This is a genomic window from Microbulbifer okhotskensis, from assembly GCF_023895975.1.
GTDB classification, from domain to species: domain Bacteria; phylum Pseudomonadota; class Gammaproteobacteria; order Pseudomonadales; family Cellvibrionaceae; genus Microbulbifer; species Microbulbifer okhotskensis.
This window is the reverse complement of sequence record NZ_JALBWM010000035.1, coordinates 22,015-39,807: the sequence shown is the minus strand read 5'-3', so window position 1 is coordinate 39,807 and position 17,793 is coordinate 22,015. Positions and strand designations below refer to the sequence as shown.

14 protein-coding genes are annotated in these 17,793 nt (G+C 53.3%); 6 read left to right on the top strand and 8 right to left on the bottom strand.

The genetic code is table 11. The features are described from left to right. Positions 1 to 136 precede the first annotated feature (136 nt). Positions 137 to 520 (bottom strand): hypothetical protein, encoded by a 384-nt coding sequence (locus MO867_RS10205; protein WP_252466318.1) that lies wholly within the window; start codon positions 518 to 520, stop codon positions 137 to 139. Positions 521 to 2,251: 1,731 nt separating this feature from the next. Between MO867_RS10205 and MO867_RS10200 the strand changes: the two genes are divergently transcribed. Then, positions 2,252 to 3,499, top strand: coding sequence for a DUF945 family protein (locus MO867_RS10200; RefSeq protein ID WP_252466316.1), 1,248 nt, complete (start codon positions 2,252 to 2,254; stop codon positions 3,497 to 3,499). A 71-nt stretch (positions 3,500 to 3,570) separates the two neighbouring features. Here the strand turns inward: MO867_RS10200 and ppc are convergent, their stop codons facing one another. From ppc to alaE, 5 genes are all read right to left on the bottom strand, one after another. Further along, positions 3,571 to 6,234, bottom strand: a complete 2,664-nt coding sequence (gene ppc, locus MO867_RS10195) for a phosphoenolpyruvate carboxylase (RefSeq protein WP_252466315.1) — start codon at positions 6,232 to 6,234, stop codon at positions 3,571 to 3,573. A 330-nt stretch (positions 6,235 to 6,564) separates the two neighbouring features. Continuing rightward, positions 6,565 to 6,915, bottom strand: coding sequence for a DUF4870 family protein (locus MO867_RS10190; RefSeq protein ID WP_252466314.1), 351 nt, complete (start codon positions 6,913 to 6,915; stop codon positions 6,565 to 6,567). Positions 6,916 to 7,103: 188 nt separating this feature from the next. Beyond that, positions 7,104 to 8,477, bottom strand: coding sequence for a response regulator (locus tag MO867_RS10185; RefSeq protein ID WP_252466313.1), 1,374 nt, complete (start codon positions 8,475 to 8,477; stop codon positions 7,104 to 7,106). A gap of 469 nt (positions 8,478 to 8,946) precedes the next feature. Next, positions 8,947 to 9,648: an aspartate/glutamate racemase family protein gene (locus MO867_RS10180; RefSeq protein WP_252466312.1), complete on the bottom strand. Its 702-nt coding sequence runs from the start codon at positions 9,646 to 9,648 to the stop codon at positions 8,947 to 8,949. Positions 9,649 to 9,688: 40 nt separating this feature from the next. Then, complete coding sequence (gene alaE, locus MO867_RS10175; protein WP_252466311.1) at positions 9,689 to 10,186, bottom strand: L-alanine exporter AlaE; 498 nt, start codon at positions 10,184 to 10,186, stop codon at positions 9,689 to 9,691. 241 nt (positions 10,187 to 10,427) lie between these two features. Here alaE and MO867_RS10170 point away from each other — a divergent pair, with 241 nt between their 5' ends. Both MO867_RS10170 and MO867_RS10165 read left to right on the top strand, forming a co-directional pair. Further along, positions 10,428 to 10,973: a PadR family transcriptional regulator gene (locus MO867_RS10170; RefSeq protein ID WP_252466310.1), complete on the top strand. Its 546-nt coding sequence runs from the start codon at positions 10,428 to 10,430 to the stop codon at positions 10,971 to 10,973. Positions 10,974 to 11,077: 104 nt separating this feature from the next. Further along, on the top strand, positions 11,078 to 11,566 hold the full coding sequence (locus MO867_RS10165) for a DUF1203 domain-containing protein (RefSeq protein WP_252466309.1): 489 nt from the start codon (positions 11,078 to 11,080) through the stop codon (positions 11,564 to 11,566). 107 nt (positions 11,567 to 11,673) lie between these two features. Here MO867_RS10165 and MO867_RS10160 read toward each other — a convergent pair whose 3' ends face one another. Beyond that, a complete protein-coding gene (locus MO867_RS10160) occupies positions 11,674 to 12,819 on the bottom strand; it encodes a beta-ketoacyl-ACP synthase III (protein WP_252466308.1) in 1,146 nt (381 codons plus the stop codon). A gap of 158 nt (positions 12,820 to 12,977) precedes the next feature. Beyond that, positions 12,978 to 13,667, bottom strand: coding sequence for a ComFC family protein (locus tag MO867_RS10155; protein WP_252466307.1), 690 nt, complete (start codon positions 13,665 to 13,667; stop codon positions 12,978 to 12,980). 157 nt (positions 13,668 to 13,824) lie between these two features. On the opposite strand from MO867_RS10155, the gene bioB reads away from it, so the two are divergent. The 3 genes from bioB to bioC are packed head-to-tail and all read left to right on the top strand — an operon-like array spanning position 13,825 to position 17,599. Continuing rightward, on the top strand, positions 13,825 to 14,874 hold the full coding sequence (bioB, locus tag MO867_RS10150; protein WP_252466320.1) for a biotin synthase BioB: 1,050 nt from the start codon (positions 13,825 to 13,827) through the stop codon (positions 14,872 to 14,874). Next, positions 14,871 to 16,064, top strand: a complete 1,194-nt coding sequence (bioF, locus tag MO867_RS10145; RefSeq protein ID WP_252466306.1) for an 8-amino-7-oxononanoate synthase — start codon at positions 14,871 to 14,873, stop codon at positions 16,062 to 16,064. The genes bioB and bioF overlap by 4 nt, the downstream gene beginning before the upstream one ends. Beyond that, positions 16,061 to 17,599: a malonyl-ACP O-methyltransferase BioC gene (gene bioC, locus MO867_RS10140; protein WP_252466305.1), complete on the top strand. Its 1,539-nt coding sequence runs from the start codon at positions 16,061 to 16,063 to the stop codon at positions 17,597 to 17,599. Before bioF ends, bioC begins: the two co-directional genes overlap by 4 nt. Positions 17,600 to 17,793: the final 194 nt, after the last annotated feature.

Here is a 17,793-nt window from a genome sequence, read left to right as displayed (position 1 = left end):
CGAACGGTACAGTGACTACGGGGCTATAGCTGCATGAAACTGTCCGAAGTGTTGTCAAAGAAATAGTATTGAATAATAAAGTGTGAAAATTTATAAATAAGAAGGGGGGCCCTGAGGCCCCTCTTTACAGTACCTGCTAGCGCAGGTTGCTAATACACTGATTATATTCGCGGATGTAGACCTTACCACCTACCGCAGGGTTGGCATTAGCCATATCTGCAGCGGCATTTCGACATCCTTCGACCTGGTCTCTGGTCAGACCCCAATTTTGGGGGCGCTGTGAGCCTCGAAGATACATGTTCCTTGGATGCTCATAGCTACGAATTGCAGTCGGGGGCTGTACCCGATAAAAGTAGCGGCCCTGTTCATTAAATGCATAGAAGGTACGGCCACTTTGATAGTAGGTCTTCCCTAGAATCTGCACGGGCTCAGAATTAGCCGGTAGACGAGTCATGCGGTCTTCGGCAAAACTGAATCCGGCAAGGGAGCACAAAAGAACCATTGAAACTAAATATCGCATAACGTCTTCTCCTTCTCCTGGTTTGGCCTCAAGTCTACTCAAACTGAAGTGGTGTCCCAATGTGTGGTAATGGAAGTTTCGGTTGTTGTAAAGGGTATCTCTAATACTTCATCGAAATAAATAAAAACGATTCAATAATGATATTTTCCATAAACACGAAAACACCCAAAAAGATTCTAAGTAAGTGTTTTTTGATAGTAAACAGGACCCTTGTTTTCCCGGGCGGGTAATTGGCTTTGAACTTGTAATAATAATTCTTTTCAAAGAGCTTAAATTGAAATTAGTTATTGAGATCCTCATGGATCTTGTTGTTTGCAGTAGCTCATTGAATTTCCAGATATCCCATGGCATTTAACGTTGTATTTTCACAATAGTAATTCGGACAGTTTTCTGTGTGAGTGATCAAGTTTCTAAAGAAACTGACCAGTAAGCGGGGACTTTCATGTTGTATCCCAGTGTCCATCTAGGCATGCGATAAAGCTGCTTCTAGGTTGCTCAACCCTTGTAGATTTAGAGTTTTATCGTTCTAAAACTACCCGAAGCATTGTTAGAAGTAATATAATAATACTTGCTTTGATGTTCTCTCTTTGCCGCTATAGCAATAAATTATTTCCATTTCTCTTGATGCTACAAGGTGCGGGCAATTTTTCAGCTGCCTAATGCTGGTTCAATACGGGTGGCAATTTGTAAGCCGATAGGCAGGCTTGATTTAGCCTCGCTCCTTCTAGCGGTAACAAGGAGTAATAACAACCAACTTACACTCCATACATAACGGGTATTGATAGTCGTTCCAGGAACTATCATTGTTTTTTCGATGGAAATTGCTTATTCAGGCATAATCAAACAAATTGAAGCGTGTTAGATTTCGAAGAATTTAAAAGGCAACTCGAAAAATCTCGGGGTGCCATTCCTCCCTGAGCGATGGATTTCGCGAGATCGGATTTGGTATATTCAAGCGGTTTTTCTATGAGAGGAGAGATTTTCACTTTTAGATCTTTTAGGGCGGTCTGAAGTTCATAATATGCACAAGCTCCAGTAATTGGCAAAAATATCAAAACTTTCCCAAAGCTGAGGTGACCAGCCATGTGAAGGACTGTAGTGTAGTGTCGGTAAAGCATTTCCCACATCCTGAATTGCTTGTAGAGTTTCTCCGGAAATGAGAGGTTTACTAACCTCAGAGAGGTAAGAAATTATGACCGCGTCTGTTTTTATACGGCAGAGTCCGTAACAATTTTCGAATATTCTGTTACTGTCGTAGGAATTGGTGTCAATATCATAGGTTCTACCGCAAACTGTAATAATCGCACCTGCGCTGGTTATTTTCTGGATTGAAAAGTAAGGTTTAAATTTATCTATTTTAAATGAAATTTTTTGTTGTTGCGTAATTGTAAAGAATTCACACGGACGTTCGGTAGGGTATTTAGTTTTATTGGCGAGGTTGATGGCTGGGTTTTAGTGATCGCTGCAATAAGCGATCCTGTGTAATGGGTGTGTTTGAGATCCCCTTATTGGTTTATGGGGTTGGTATGGTGTTTTACCCACGCTTCTTACCCAGGGAGCAAATTTTAATGGTGGCCGTAGGCAGCGTATAAGGGAGATGTATAGGTCAGACAGATTCGGATAGATGCGGTTCAGAGGCATTAAGCCGTACCAAGTAACGTGTCTCCTGTCGCACCTATATCTTCAGAATCTGCTACCATCGCCGCAAATCCCTTCGCTAGATGAACTCCTATGAAACTGTTGCGTTCGCTTCTATTTATTGTGCTTGCCCTGCTGGTGATTTCAGCGCTGGCGGCACCGGGCATTATCGGTCCCAAAGTGGAGGAGATATGGAAACAGCAATTAGGTCGGTTGCAAGGGGGCAGTTCCACCGGTTATGAGCGCAGTTGGTTTGGTGCGGAGACCAATACAGAAGTTGCTCTTCAAGAGGGGAGCACTCAACTTCGCACAGAGATTCACCATGGACCTGTGCTCTTCACCTCCCGTGGACCGCGTTTGGGTGTGGTATATACCGAGACTCGTTTAAAGTTGGAGCAGCTGGATCCACGGATGCGGACGCAGCTGGAGTCCATTTATGGGCCAGTGCAAACCAGCCCACTCGTTCTTGAAACCCTCGTTACTGCCGATAATCGTGTCCTGAACACCCTGCGCTTGGACCCTTTCAATAATAGTGGTGCTTTTGGTGAGCTGGAGTTTGAGGGTGGTGAGGTTTCCGTATTTACGGACTATACCGGCAAAGTGTTGAATGGGGCTGTGGATCTAGGCAGTTTGAGACAGTTCCGCGATGGAATTGAAGTATTGTTTACCGAGCCACTCAAAGGGGAGTTTGAGTTTACGCCTGGTCAGGGTGGCAAGGCGGAACTTCGTCTGTCGCTGCTGAGGGGGGAATCAGAATCTGGGCCGATTCAGTTGCGCGACATCACCCTAAATCTAACTTTGGAGCAACTGGCAGCACAGTCTTTGAAGGTGGTCAGTGACTTGCAGTTACCCACGGTTGAGTCGGCAACCCCAATAACTTCCGCACGCCAGCAGATGACGCTGCCAAAAATCGAAGTTGCAGACCTGGGGCATTATTTGAGAGTGCTGCTGCCAGCAGTCGAACGTGATTGGGCCCGCGAAATGAGCCGCCCACTGCGCTTGCAGCAGCAGCTAGCGGTGCAGTCCCAAAATGGCCCGGTACTGGTGGATGCCGATATCGATTGGCGCGGTATGAGGCAGGTGTCTCGCCAACGTGGCGGTAGCGCTATTAATCAGTGGCTAAAGCCCTTGGTAGGAAATATGACTTTGAGTGCTTCAGAGCAGGCGCTGTTACAGTCTCCTCTGGTCGCTCAGGCGATGCTTTTACGGGACTACGGGCTTTTGGTTGAGGATAATGGTGAGTTACAAATGTATCTCAAGGTGAACCGTGGCCAGCTGGAAGTGAATGGCGAGCAATTGCCGGCGGACCTATTTTTAATGGCACTCACCGGCAGGTTTTGAGTATAAAAAGCCAGCTATTGCTTTGCGATAGCTGGTGGCTACCAGCGGCGACCTAGGAGCCGCCGCTCTTCCTATCCCGTATTGCGCATTCCCGCAGCAATTCCTGCAATGGTGACCATCAGTGCGCTCTCCAGTACCGTGTCACTCTCCCGCTCGCGCAAGCGCGCCATCAGTTCAGCCTGTAGCAAATGCAATGGATCGGTGTAAGGATCGCGCACGCGGATAGACCAGCGCATGACTGGGTTATTGTCCAGAAGGCTCTGCCGGCCGGTCAGTTGTTTCAGTGCGGTAACGGTATGGGCCAGCCGCTCGCGTAAACTCTGCCCCAAACGGATCAGCTCTGCATCTTGGGTGAGTCGCTCTTCGTACCAGGAAGCAACGCGGGGATCAGCCTTGGCCAGCACCATTTCAAGCATATCGACCACGCCTTGGAAGAAGGGCCACTGAGAGCTCATATCCTGCAGGATATCGGTTTCGTCGGCGTGCTTGAGTGCATTTTCAAGCGCGGCACCGGTGCCCAGCCAAGCGGGTAACATCAGACGAATTTGTGTCCAGGCGAAGACCCAGGGAATCGCTCGCAGAGACTCTACGCCACCACCAGGCTTGCGCCGTGCCGGGCGGCTACCCAGAGCCAGGCGGCTCAGTTCGGTTTCTGGGGTGACGGTGCGCAAATAAGCTACCAGGGCGGGATCACCCTGCACGACCTCACGGTAATTGCCGACGGAAACTTCGGTGAGCCGATCCATTTCCGTACGCCATTCCGGGCGTGGCTCTGCGGGTGGCATCAGGGTGGCCTCGAGGGTTGCGGCGAGGTATTGCTCTAGGTTATAGGCGGCAACCGAGGGGCGGCCGTATTTAAAGCGGATCATCTCGCCCTGTTCAGTAACACGAATACGCCCAGCTACTGAGCCCGGTGGTTGGGATAGTAGGGCCATACGGGTGGGAGAGCCACCACGGGAAATCGAGCCGCCACGGCCGTGGAATAAAGTGAGAGGGATACCGTGATTGCGGAAAATCCGGGTGAGAGTTTCCTGAGTTCGATATTGGGCCCAGGCTGCACCCAGAAAACCCGCATCTTTGGCGGAGTCCGAATAGCCGATCATGATTTCCTGGCCGTTCAGCACTCGCTGTTTGTACAGGGGAAGATTTAGCAGAGTGCTCATGGTGGCGGCGGCGCCATTGAGGTCGTCGAGCGTTTCAAACAGGGGCACCACCCTCATAGGCTCTTGCACGTTGGCAATTTTTTGCAGCAGCATCACGGCGAGCACATCGGAGGGCGTCGTAGCCATTGAAATCACATAGGCTCCGAGCCCTTCGGGACCCTGCTCGGCGATCACCTTGCAGGTCTGTAAAACTTCGCGCACTTCATCGCCACAAAAGTCGCTCCGGTAGAAACAGTCGTCCACCAGAGGGCGACGGCTGTCCAATTCAGCCACTAGGAATTGGACTTTCTCCTCTTCGCTCCAACTGCTGTAGTTGCCTGCGCCGAGATAGCGAGTGATGGCATCCAGGCTGTCGGCGTGTCGGGTGGACTCCTGGCGGATGTCCAGACGCAGTAGAGTGATACCAAAACAGCTTAGGCGCCGCAGGGTATTTTTAAGCTGGCCATCGGCAATAGCGGAGAGTCCGACGGCACGGAGCGATCGGTCAATTAGGCAGAGCTCGTCGGCCAGTTGTTGGCTGCTGGTGAAGCCCTGGCCGGTTGGCTCGGGGCGCTGACCAACCCGCGCTTCCATCTTGGAGCGGGTTATATGCAGGCGGTCACGTACCTGGCGCAGGACCAGCCGGTAGGGCTCGTGGCTGGGACCTGTACGCTCCAATAATTCTTCGCTGGCACGGTGCATGGAAAGATCGGCGAGTAAATTTTCCACATCGCGCAGATACAGATCTGCTGCCATCCAGCGGGCTAAGTGAAGTACTTCACCGGTGACGGTGGCGGTGACATTGGGGTTGCCATCGCGGTCACCGCCCATCCAGGAGGCAAAGTGAATCGGTACCCAATCTACCGGTAGTGCCGGCAGCCCCGCCAGAGCCAGTTCGCTATCGATGTTACGCATACTCTCGGGAACAGCCTTCCACAGGGACTGTTCGATAGTGGCGAAGCCCCACTTTGCCTCATCGACTGGGGTGGGCCTGGCGCGGCGTATCTCATCGGTACTCCAGGCGGATAAAATCTGTTCCTGCAGGTGGCGGCGAAGCCCCTGGGCTTCCTCAGTGGTCAGGTCCGGTCTGTCGAGGGTGTTGAGCAGGTCTGCGACCCGGTCGTATTTGCGAATCAGTGTGCGGCGGGTGACTTCGGTGGGGTGCGCGGTGAGCACGAGCTCGACGGATAAGTCCTTCAGAGTAGCGTGCACTTCATCGGGAGACCTGCCCGCTTCCTTAAGCTCAGCCAATACCTGGCGCAAGCCGCGATCGGTATCCGGGTCGCCGGGGAAGCGCTGGTGCTGGCGGTGCAGGCGCTCGCGATGGTGTTGCTCGGCAATATTGGCGAGGTTGAGAAATTGGCTGAAGGCGCGAGCAACTTCCAGTAGCGTTGCGTCATCCAGGGGATCGAGAAGCTGGCGCAAATGATCGACCTGCATTTCCCCTTTGTTACGGCTTTCAACGGCGGCCTGGCGAATAGTTTCAACGGTATCAAATAGCGGCTTGCCGACTTGGTCTCGCAATACGGCGCCTAACTCATCTCCCAGCAGGCGTACATCATCCCTTAGAGGGGCATTTTGATCTTGGCTCACGAATCTATTTCTCCCTGTTAACACCTGTTGAAAGCAAATCGAATGGATATCTTCGCACACTTGGCGGAAAAGCCTGCAATGTTGCTGCTGCAACCTTTCGTGGAAATTTTTCCTAAATTATGGCGGCCGTTAGATTGCTGCCTGCTAATACAATGTGCCAGTTTGGATACTTCGGTGTGAATTTTTGATTGCTGGTTAACTGCTACTAGGGCTGGATGATTGAAAGCAATACGAAGGGTTATTTGTGTGCTGGAGGCTAAAATCAGTCGTGGAAACGATTGAACTTTTCAGGCCCGAAATTGATTCAGGCCCTATTTGGACTGGTTTCCTTTAATAAGCTGGACGCCGGTCTATTAGCGCCAGCCAGCCGCGAATAACCCGGTAAATCACCCATATCCAGTTGATGGCCAGAATTACATATCCCAGTCCAACCCATACTGTGCAGGAACCTACGATCAGCCAAAGAAGCCAAAACCAGAAGGTGCGGATCTGCCAGCGAAAATGCGATTCGGCCAGGGTGCCGCGAACACTGTCGCGCTTAAAATAGTTAATTAAAACGCCAACGAAAAAGGGTATGGCGGTAAATAAACTAATCGCCTGGATCAAGTAGACCATGATCGCCAGGTCACGCCCGCTTTGTTCTCGGGCTTCTTGAGTGCGTTCGGGGTACTGCTCTGACATAACTTTTTCTCTCTGCTATTCACCCCAATGTAGTGTGGCTTAGATGACACATTTCAACTTGGCTGCGTTGGGATGGGTTATTTGTGCGATGGGTAGCACGGAAGGGTAGGGTCTTGCTGCCCCTGATGGCGCAGCAAGACCCTGGCACTATTAGCGGCCAGGGTACAGGGCTTACAGGTTGTGGATACTTATTTTAGTGCCCATTCGGTATGTACATTGCGCTCGCGCCAGGCTTTTAACTGGCGCACGGATTCCCGCATTAGCTGCAGCAGCTCGGTGCGCTGCTGGCGGCAGTGTTCCCTTTCGCTATCGATAGAAAGGTTGGCGGCAAGGGTCCGCAGGCGTGCGGCGATCGTTTCAAGGCCGACCTCAGCGGCAGACCGGGACAGGCCTTGGGCCTGCTGTTCGGCATCCAGCCAGTGGCGGCCGGTGATGGCGCTGGTGAGTGCGGTGACGTGCTTGGGCAGTGTGGCAGTGCGTTCGCTGAGCAGTTCAGCGAAAGTCTGGTGATCCAGCGTATCCCGCTGCCGGAATAAGGTATTGGCATTCAATAGGCGGGTGGGTTTTATGCTCTGTAAACCGCCGACACCTTGACTGCGACGCAGGGCCCAGCTCATCAGTTGCATCAACTGTCGATCGCCAATAGGGTGGGTTAATACGCCGGTAAACCCCCGAGCCTGATAGCGTTCCTTATCGCCCGAACTGGCATTTTGCAGCAGGGCAAAAATAGGGAGTTCAGAGCCGCGCTCTCTGCGTATTTCCCGTACAGCCTCAACTCCATCCATGAGTGGCAGATGTGTATCGGTCAAAATCAAGTCGAATTTTTTTTGCAGAGCTGCACTGCTGCCGTCGATACCGTTGCATTCCCGCTGTACGTTATGAGCCATGGCTTCGAGGGAAGGCTGCAGGGAATCGTGCTTGCTGTTTTCAATTAACAGGACGGATAGTTGTGCTGCGGGAGCGCGGTTGGTTTCCGCTGGTAGTTTGAGTTCAACGGTTTCAACTTTATCGCACCGATGTAAGTCTTCGAGGGATTTTAGGGCGGAATTTAACTGCCGTTTGCCGATTTCTACAAGGGCTCGGGTATTATTGTCCTCGCTGCGGGCAAGCAAGTTTAAGGTGCCGAGGAGAGTATCGAGGGGATGCTGTAAGTGATGTCGGGTAACGGTGAGCAGGTCAGATTTTTCCTGGCGCAACTGCTCCAGTTCGCCGCGGGTATCGGCTAATTGTTTTTCTTGTACAGTGAATTCACTGTTGCGGCCATGTATCTGCTGAGACAAACCACTATTTTCAGTGCTCAGGTTTTTAATTCGCGTACGGGTTTCTCGGGCTAATTCCCCCAATTTTAACTGTCTACTAATTGCCGTCGCACAAACGAGTATTAATAGTAATATGGGTATTCCCAGCCAAAAAGCTGGAATCTGTCGTTGTAGTACATCTATCGCATTGGCTTGAGCGGTGCTCGAAATAAATACGGAGCCCGACACTAATAGGCCCAGGCATATGGCGCGCGCTAAAACGCTACGAGAGGGCATGCCCCCAGAGAAAGTGGTTTCTATCATCCTTGTAACCAACGTTGTTAAATTGGACTAGTTCCTACAGTCCGCATTGATTTTTATGTAAGTTGTTTTAATTGACACCTCGGCACATCAGAGGTTTTTGATACTGCAATAAGGCCGCTTTTGGTACAAGAGAAATTTTTCTACGGCGTAGTAACCCAGGTTGGCGCTTGAATGATTGTTTGAGGACATAAATTACCAGCCCGCCCCCGCAAGGCTTGTGTTGGGCGGAGATTGAGAGGCGGCTTGGCGGAGCAGTAACCGGCAAATTGCATGGGATTACAGGGGGGGATCTGACGGCAACCCGGCAGTCAGTGGAGCGTATTTTGACGACAAGCGAATGAATACTTTGAGGTTTTCTAGCCGCAATCTGCACACCCGAACAGAAAGGTTCGGGCTGCAAATTAAGGGTATCAGTGATTGATTGTAGAGCTTATGCGGATCTGCTTGGCAAGCCCTTTTTAACCACCGGTTAGGCCGCCTGGGGAATCCGCTCCTGCAGTAATTGCAGCATACGCTCTGACGGCAGGAACAGGCGGATACCGTCACAGTGGGCGAGAAGTTCTCGATAAAAATAATCAAAATGGGTGCAACCCAAAATCAAAATCTGCACTCCGCTTTTGACCAGAGCCGAAACCAGATCGTCTAGAGCGTGCTGGTGCACGATCGTTTCCGCCGTCAATCCGTCCTCGATATCTTCGACAATTTGTAGATTGCCGATGCCAATCACTTTGGCTGTTTTATTACGCTCGAGAATTTCCCTTTCAATATTGGCACAGCTCTGGCAGTTGGCTGCGAGCAGCCCAAAGTTTCGATAGCGCTGGGTGAGTTCGGCGTAGACTTCCAGTGGAGATACCACCTCGATCGGTGAGGCGGCTTTGACCGCCGCCATATCCACGGCACCGGAGAGCGAATTGCAATAAATCATGGCGGCCTGGGCACCGGCTTGGTGAAGCTGCGCTATGGCTTCGATCAGTTGCTGGGTGAGGGCACCGCGCTCCAGGGCTTGCAAATGGGTTTGAGCTTGGGGGGAGGAGGACAGGGAAAGGCCGACACCGCGCAGCTGACGTGCAGCCAGGAATTCCAACCCAAAGCGGGTATCGGTCGGGGTGCCGGCGACCACGCCAACGGTCATGGAACTGTTTTCAATGGCGTTATCGGTCAACACAGTCATGTTCCTCTCTCGTAATACTTAATCGAGTACCGGTATCCCGTCAGTCAGCGGGCCTGCTCCACAGGGGGACCAGCGTATTAATCCACACTCGGCGCACCCAGTCGAGATAAATTCCATAGGGTCGCCCGAGCGCACCGGCAATCAGCATAAAGGTGATACTGGCAGTGGCAATTTCGTCCCAGCTGGCGCCGCCCAGGTGCATATTGGCCATATACAGAGGGAACTGAAAGCTGAGGAATACAAAGGTGTCTACCAAGTATGAATTGATAAAACCACCGCCGCCGAAACGGTTCACGATCCAGTTGCGGTACACACTGAAAGGGCGGGCGATAAGGGTATTAAACACCAGCGCCATCAGGCGGACTTTTAGGTGTTCACTCCAGCTCATTCCGGCCAGGAACAATTCGATAGGGATTGCCACCGCCCAGGAAAAGCTGTTCATTGCGAAGATATCCAGGAGGAAATCCCAGCGGCGCGCGCGCGACATCTTTGCGGTCTCAGCATCTGAGCAGTTAGGGGAGAGTGCGGGCGCGGACATGGAGCAGACAACCTCGTGCGATACGCCGCCTAAACAACTTTGGCGGCAAGACGGTGATTATATCTACAATTTGCATAAAAGCTAGCCTTGCATCTCGACTGTTGGTATCTGGCGATATATTTGTCCTATTTTTTAATAAACTTTTAATCTAATCATCTTATTGGCGTAAGGTGCTAGCTAGTCATGAGGACTTGGCTACGGTTAATATGCAACTCTTTGCATAATATGAGTTGGAGTCTTCATGTCCCTGCGTTTTGCTGTTCTCACCCTGTTGGACATAGAGCCCGGCAGCGGTTACGACCTTAAGCGTCGCTTTGAGCGCAGTGTCTCGCACTTCTGGAGTGCCAGTCATCAACAGATGTACCGGGAACTGCACAAGCTGCATCAAGAGGGTTTGCTGGATTGTGAGGAGCAGACCCAGGCAGGCAAGCCAGATAAAAAGGTTTATAGCCTTACTGAGCTGGGGCGTGCCGAGCTGCGGGAGTGGGTTATACAGCCCAGTGCCCCACAAAAGATCCGCGAGCCATTTCTGGTGCGGATGTTTGCCGGCCACAACCTGAGTCGAGATGAACAGCGCGATGCTGTGGAGGCGCAACTGCACCAGCACAGAGCTTCCCTGCAAAACTACCAGGAGCAGAACGAGCGGGTATTGAAGAGTGATACTGCATTACAGGAGCGATACTGGCTTGCACACCAGACTCTGTTATTCGGTATAGAGGCGGAGAAGACCTGGATCCGCTGGGCGGAAGGTCTGTTGGAGGAGCTTGAAGAGTCCGTTAAAACATAATCGCAGTGACGGGCAACTCACTCTAATGACGCGCCCGAATCTGGCCAGCAATGGCGTCTGGTGTTCAGTAACCTGCTTCTTTTAGCCAGTGGGCGACCCCAGTCATGACTTTTACCGTAACACCTATCTGCGATGGTTTTTTACAAAAGGTTCGCGAAGTAGGTCTAGATGATTTAGAGCAACCGGTGCGGCAGCTGCGTGCCCAGGGTGGTGAACCGTGCCGTGATGTGCTGCGGCGTGCGCGGCCCGGGGAGAAAATTCTCCTGGCCAGCTACTGCCCTTTCACTTGCGCCGGTCCCTATCGAGAGTACGGACCTGTGTTTGTGCTGGCGCAGCCGGAGCAAGAGTTCAGAGCACAGAAAAGTTTTCCCCTGCTGAATAATAATGCGGAGGACTACTTCAAGTGTGGTGTGCAACTAGTACTTCGCGCCTACAGCATTGAGGAGGATATCGTATCTGCGAAACTGGTGAGCCCTGAACAAATACATACAGGGGTGAGTGAATATTTTACGCGGGATGAGATTGATTTCGCTCTGCTGCGCTTCACTACTTATGGCTGCTATGCGTTGCGACTGGATCGCGTAGAGCTTTAATAGATATTTGTGAAGGCCTGGTCGCCGATTATTAAAACCCTGGTTCGTTTTAGAGAGGTTGTTTCGGAGATCGGTGTTTGTTTCCGAACTCCGAAAATATCGCAAAGCTACAGGGCAATTTTTTCCAATACCAAACTGCCAATGGAATAACCGGCTCCAAATGAGCAGATGATACCCCGGTCGCCAATCTCCAGGTCATCACTGTGCAGGTTAAAAGCAATCACCGAACCCGCACTGGCAGTGTTGGCGTATCGGTCCAGTACCACGGGAGCACGCTCCGCGGTGGCACTCTCCCCCATTAACTTTTTGGCAATCAGGTTATTCATATTGATGTTGGCCTGATGCAGCCAGTAACGGCCTATCGTATCCGGGTTTGTGTCGGTCTCGCGCAGGTGGGTCTCAATATGAGCCGCAGCCATGGGGCAAACCTCTTTAAATACTTTGCGACCATTTTGGCGGAACAATTTACCAGGGCCGAAGGGGTCTACATCTGCAGCTCTGGCGGCGTAACTAAAGTTGGAGCGAATGTTATTGGAGAATACGGTCTTCGCCTTGGTACCGAGAACCTCCCAGGCGCTGTCTTGGGTGCAGGTCTCACTGCGTTCCAGGACACTGGCTACGGCCACATCGCCAAAAATAAAGTGGCTGTCACGGTCGGTGAAGTCTACCTGGGGGGAGGCCAGTTCGGCATTGATGACCAGCACAGTACTGGCGGAGCCCGAACTGATCGCATCTACGGCACGCTGCAAAGAGAAAGTGGCAGAGGAGCAGGCGACTTCCATATCGAATGCGAAGCCGTCGATGCCGAGAGCGCCCTGGATTTCGATGGCGATGGCGGGGTAGGCGCGCTGCATATAAGAGGCGCCAACGATAACCATATCCACATCGGAGGCTTGCTTACCGGCTTTCTCCAGGGCCAGCCTGGCGGCTTCCAGCCCCATCTCGGCCTGCACGCTCATCTCCTCATCACTGCGCTCCGGAATGAGGGGGCGCATACGCTCCGGGTCCAGAATGCCGTCGCGGGTCACCACGTAGCGGCTCTTGATACCGGAGGCCTTCTCAATAAATTCCGCCGAGGAGTATGGCTTTGCCGCGAGTTCACCGGCTTCAATCTCCTGCGTATGCTTGAGATTGTACTGCTTGGCGTAGGTGTTGTAGGCGTCCACCAACTCTTCATTGCTGATGGCTTCTGGCGGGGTCCACAGGCCGGTGCCGCTGATGACAATGCCCCGTGGCAATTTGTATTCATTCATCGCTGAATCCCTCGCCCGCAACCACTGATATGCGGGCAATTAGTCACTGTTTAGAACCTTAGCAGTGCTGGCCGTAGAGGACTGAGGTGCCAGGACGGCAAGGCAAGGTATTGTGACGTCTATGTGACTATTGGTCTATCTGTAGTCGCGCCGAATAGTCATGGCGTTCTGGCCAAAATGAAGGCACTGACCTGTTTTGCGCCGGCTTCCAGTAGTTTGTGAGTAACCGCTTCCAGGGTAGCTCCGGTAGTCAGAACGTCGTCCACCAACCCGATATGTAAGCCGCGAATCTCCCGGCGTACGGTGAAACTATCCAGCAGGTTATTCAGCCTTTGGGCGCGGCGCAGTTGCGATTGGGTCTTGGTGCGGGACGTTTTACGCAGCAACCTGGGTTCTACCGGGAGTTGCCAGTGCTGCCCCATGGCAGAGGCTATCAATTGAGCTTGGTTGTAACCGCGTTGCCAGTAGCGGAGCCAGTGCAGGGGCACGGGGGCGAGCAGGTCTGGAATTTGCTGCGGAGCGCCTAATTGCTGGGCTGCCAGCTGTGCGAGACTGTGGCCGGCAGCCAGATCCCGGTGGTATTTAAAGCGTTGAATTAAGTGGTTAACCGGGTAGGCGTATTGCCAGGCGGCACTGACTTTGGCGAAGGGTGGCGGTCTTTGTAAACAGCTCGGGCAGCTGCTGCCGGGGGTGGCTATTGGCAGGGCACAGAGGACACAGGCGTTGCCCAGTTGTGGCAATTCCTGGCTGCAGGCTGAGCAAACGCCGCCGTCTCCTGCGCGCGCTCCACACAACAAGCAACGGGCGAGACTTCGAGCCAGGCAGTTGGATAAACGTTTGTAAACCATGTCTCGGTGTTTGAGTTGACAGCGGTCGGGTCGCGGCTAAACTGGCCAGTCCGGTTTGTCGAGCAGTAGCCGCCAAGCGAGGGCGTCTGCCCAGCTCTTCGGACTGCCGATTTTAAAAAGTAAAAGAGAGAGTACGCCTGTGACTGCCGCCCAGCAAATGTTCGCCGCAATAATTCGTCACGACTGGACCCGCCAGCAGGTGTTGGATCTTTTTGCCATGCCGTTTAGCGACCTGATGTTCACCGCACAGCAGGTGCACCGCGCTCACTTTGATGCCAACCGGGTACAGGTCAGTACGCTTTGCTCGATCAAGACCGGTGCCTGTCCCGAGGACTGTGCCTACTGCCCCCAGAGCGCTCGCTATGACACGGGGCTGGAGCGGGAAAAGTTGATGAAAGTGGAAAAAGTCCTACAGGAAGCCAAGGCGGCCAAGGCGGGTGGGGCGACACGCTTTTGTATGGGGGCCGCTTGGCGCTCACCGAAGAAAAAAGACATGCCTTATGTCACCCAGATGGTACGCGAAGTAAAAGCGCTGGGTATGGAAACTTGTATGACCCTGGGTATGCTAAATGATGACCAGGCACAGGAATTATCTGATGCGGGGCTCGATTACTACAATCACAACCTGGATACGTCACCGGAATATTACGGCGAGATCATTACCACCCGTACCTACCAGGACCGCTTGGAGACCCTGGGCCGCGTGCGTGCGGCGGGTATGAAAGTCTGTGCGGGTGGCATTGTCGGAATGGGGGAGGGCGATAAGGATCGCGCCGGCTTGTTGATGCAATTGGCCAACCTGCCCGAGCATCCGGAATCGGTGCCGATCAATATGTTGGTGAAGGTCGCCGGTACGCCACTGGAAGAGCAGAAAGACCTGGACCCATTCGAATTTATCCGTTGCATTGCCGTGGCGCGCATTATGATGCCGAAATCCCACGTACGGTTGTCTGCCGGACGCGAACAGATGAGCGATGAAATGCAGGCCATGACTTTCCTCGCCGGCGCCAATTCGATTTTCTATGGGGAAAAACTCCTCACTACGGCCAACCCGGAAGAAAATAGCGATATGCAACTGTTCAACCGCCTGGGTATCCAGCCTGAGGAGTATCAGCAGTATGCCGATGACAGCGAAGTGGAAGCTGAGTTGAATGCTCAGATTACCGAGCAGAAAAGCGATGCTTTTTTCTACGACGCGGCCAAATGAGCCTGGATGAAACCTTACTGCAACGCCTTGCCGAGCGCCGCCAGAAGAATCTCTATCGGGAGTTAAAGACCCTCGATCGCGCACCTGGGCCCCGCGCTCAACTGGATGGTCGCCAGTTGCTGGTGTTTAGCAGTAACGATTATCTGGGGCTCGCCAGCCGCGCAGAAGTGATTGCCGCGCAGCAGGCCGGCGCCAAACTGGGGGCCGGTGCTACGGCCTCCCACTTGGTCAATGGACACCTGGACATCCACCGGCGGTTACAGGGGCGTATTGCCGATGCCACTGGGCGGGAAGCCGCACTGGTATTTTCCAGTGGTTATCTGGCTAATATCGGCACTATCTGTGCTGTATTGGGCCGCCCTGACAACATCGTCTCGGACAAACTTAATCATGCCTCGCTGATCGACGGCGCACGTTTGAGTGGCGCGAACAGCCTTCGATTCGCCCACAGTGATCTCGATAGTTTGCAGCGTCAGCTACAAAGTGCCGTGGCGCGTGGCGGTAAAATCCTGGTGGCGGTCGACGGGGTTTACAGCATGGATGGTGATCGGGCCCCATTGGTAGAAATCGCCGCGTTGTGCCGCGAGTTCAATGCCTGGTTAATGGTCGATGAGGCGCATGGCTTCGGCGTGATGGGCAGCGAATCTCAGCCTTTCGCGGGTAGCTGTGCCCAGGCCGGTTTGACTCAGGACGAGGCGCCGATAGTAATGGGTACCTTGGGGAAAGCTGCGGGCAATGCCGGTGCCTTTGTCGCGGGGTCACGCGCACTGATCGATTATCTGGTGCAATTTGCACGCCCCTATATCTATACCACTGGTATGCCGCCGGCCGTGGCCGCCGGGGCACTGGCAGCTATCGAACTGATGCGCGATGAGCCCCAGTTGCAGTGGCGGTTACAGAAAAATATTACTTATTTTCGCCAGGGCGCCACCGCATTGGGGCTACCTCTGGAAGATACCACCAGCCCTATACAACCAGTGTTGTTGGGGTGTGAGCGCACGGTTATGGCGGTCGCTGACAAGCTGCAGGCCTGTGGCGTTCTGGTCGGTGCTATTCGCCCTCCGACAGTGCCGGTCGGTACGGCGCGTTTGCGTATTACGTTAAGTGCTGCTCACCAAAGGGCGGACCTGGATGAGCTGCTCACAGCATTGCATCAGATTTTACCAGCAGCAGAGGTGTTGGGCCGGTGATTCGGGTTGAGCATTTGGTATTCCTGCACGGCTGGGGCGGGGACCAGCATCTTTGGCAGCCGCTGCTGGACGCTTTGTGCGGTAGCGCCGGATTGACGCTCCAGTGTATCGAATTACCGGGATTTGGTGTCTGCAGCGATAAAGACTGGCCTCAGCAGGCGGCGCTTTTACAACAGCTTTACCTGCAACTTCCCTCAAATTGTATCCTGGTGGGACACTCTCTCGGCGGTATGTTGGCGACTTCCCTAGCCGCGTTGAATGGGCAGGAAAAGATTTTGGCCGTGGTATCCATCGCAGCCAATGCCTGTTTTGTCGCGCGGGAGCGCTGGCCGGGTATGGCGCCTGCCACCTTCAAGGATTTTTTCACTGCTTTTGACGTGGACCCGGTAAATACCTGGGAGTGGTTTTGCGCTTTGCAAGCGCATGGTGACCCGGCCATGCGAGCACTACGGAAACAGTTGAAGGCGTCCAAGCCGCAGATCAATGTGGCGGCCTGGCGTGCCGCACTGCAATGCCTAGCCGATTTGGACAACCGTGATCATCTGCGTTGTCAGAAAGTATCTGCACTATATCTGTTCGGCGAGAGGGACGCCCTGGTGCCAACCGAGGCAGTACAAGCGATGCGGGCCCTGGGTGTTTGCACCAAGGTGATTCCCGACACCGGTCACCTGCCGCACTATTCTCAGGCCGATTCTGTAGCTCGACACTTGCTTGATTTTGTTGACCGTTTGCAGCAATTGGCGCCAAAGTCTGAGCCGTTCGATAAGTCGGCGGTGGCACGCTCCTTCACTCGGGCGGCCGGGAGTTACGATGACTGCGCTCATCTGCAGCGGGCAGTGTGTCGCCATCTGCTGTCGCAGGCGGGCAGTGATTGGGCTCCGCGAACTATTCTCGACCTAGGCAGTGGTACCGGTTTTGGCACAGCACTGCTGCGACAGTGCTTCCCCCAGGCACGAATTATTGCTTTGGACCTAGCGGAGGGTATGTTGCAGTTTGCCCGCGAGCAGAGGCCAGAGGCCGATGACTATGTGACGGCAGATGCCGAACGGCTGCCTTTAGCAACGGGCAGTATAGATGTGATATTTTCCAGCATGGCTCTGCAGTGGTGCTATCGCTTGCCTGAATTGTTTACCGAGTTACAGCGGGTGTTGGCCCCTGGCGGTCGCTGCTTGGTGGCGACTTTAGGCCCCGCAACATTGCGGGAACTGAAAGATAGTTGGGCAAAGGTGGATGGGGGTGTACACGTCAATCAATTCGTGCCTGCCGGACAGTGGCATGCTGCGGCATTGCAAAGTGGCATGCAGGGGGAGGTCAGTGAAGAGTTGCGGCTGTTGCATTTTGACAGCCTGCGCCAGTTGATGAGGGAGCTCAAAGGGGTCGGCGCACACAATATCAACCGGGCTGCAGATAGAGGGATGACCGGGCGCAGTAAACTTCAACATCTGGCGGCGGCCTATGAGGGCAAGCGCGAGGCCGAAGGACTACCGGTGACCTATGAGGTGATCTACATGCTGCTCTCATCAGCAAGCCGTTGAGAAGGGGGTTTTCGGCGCTTTGTTGCTTTAAATGAAGCTGTTCGGATCGCAAGTGGAGTAAGCAACCATTTGATTTTAATAAAAAATTTGCTGGGCATCCGGTGTGAATTCGGGTTGAAAGGCTTTGCAGGGTCTGCGTTAACAAGGGGGCAGACAAAGAAAAAAACCGGCTGACCTGCGCTATCACCACGCAG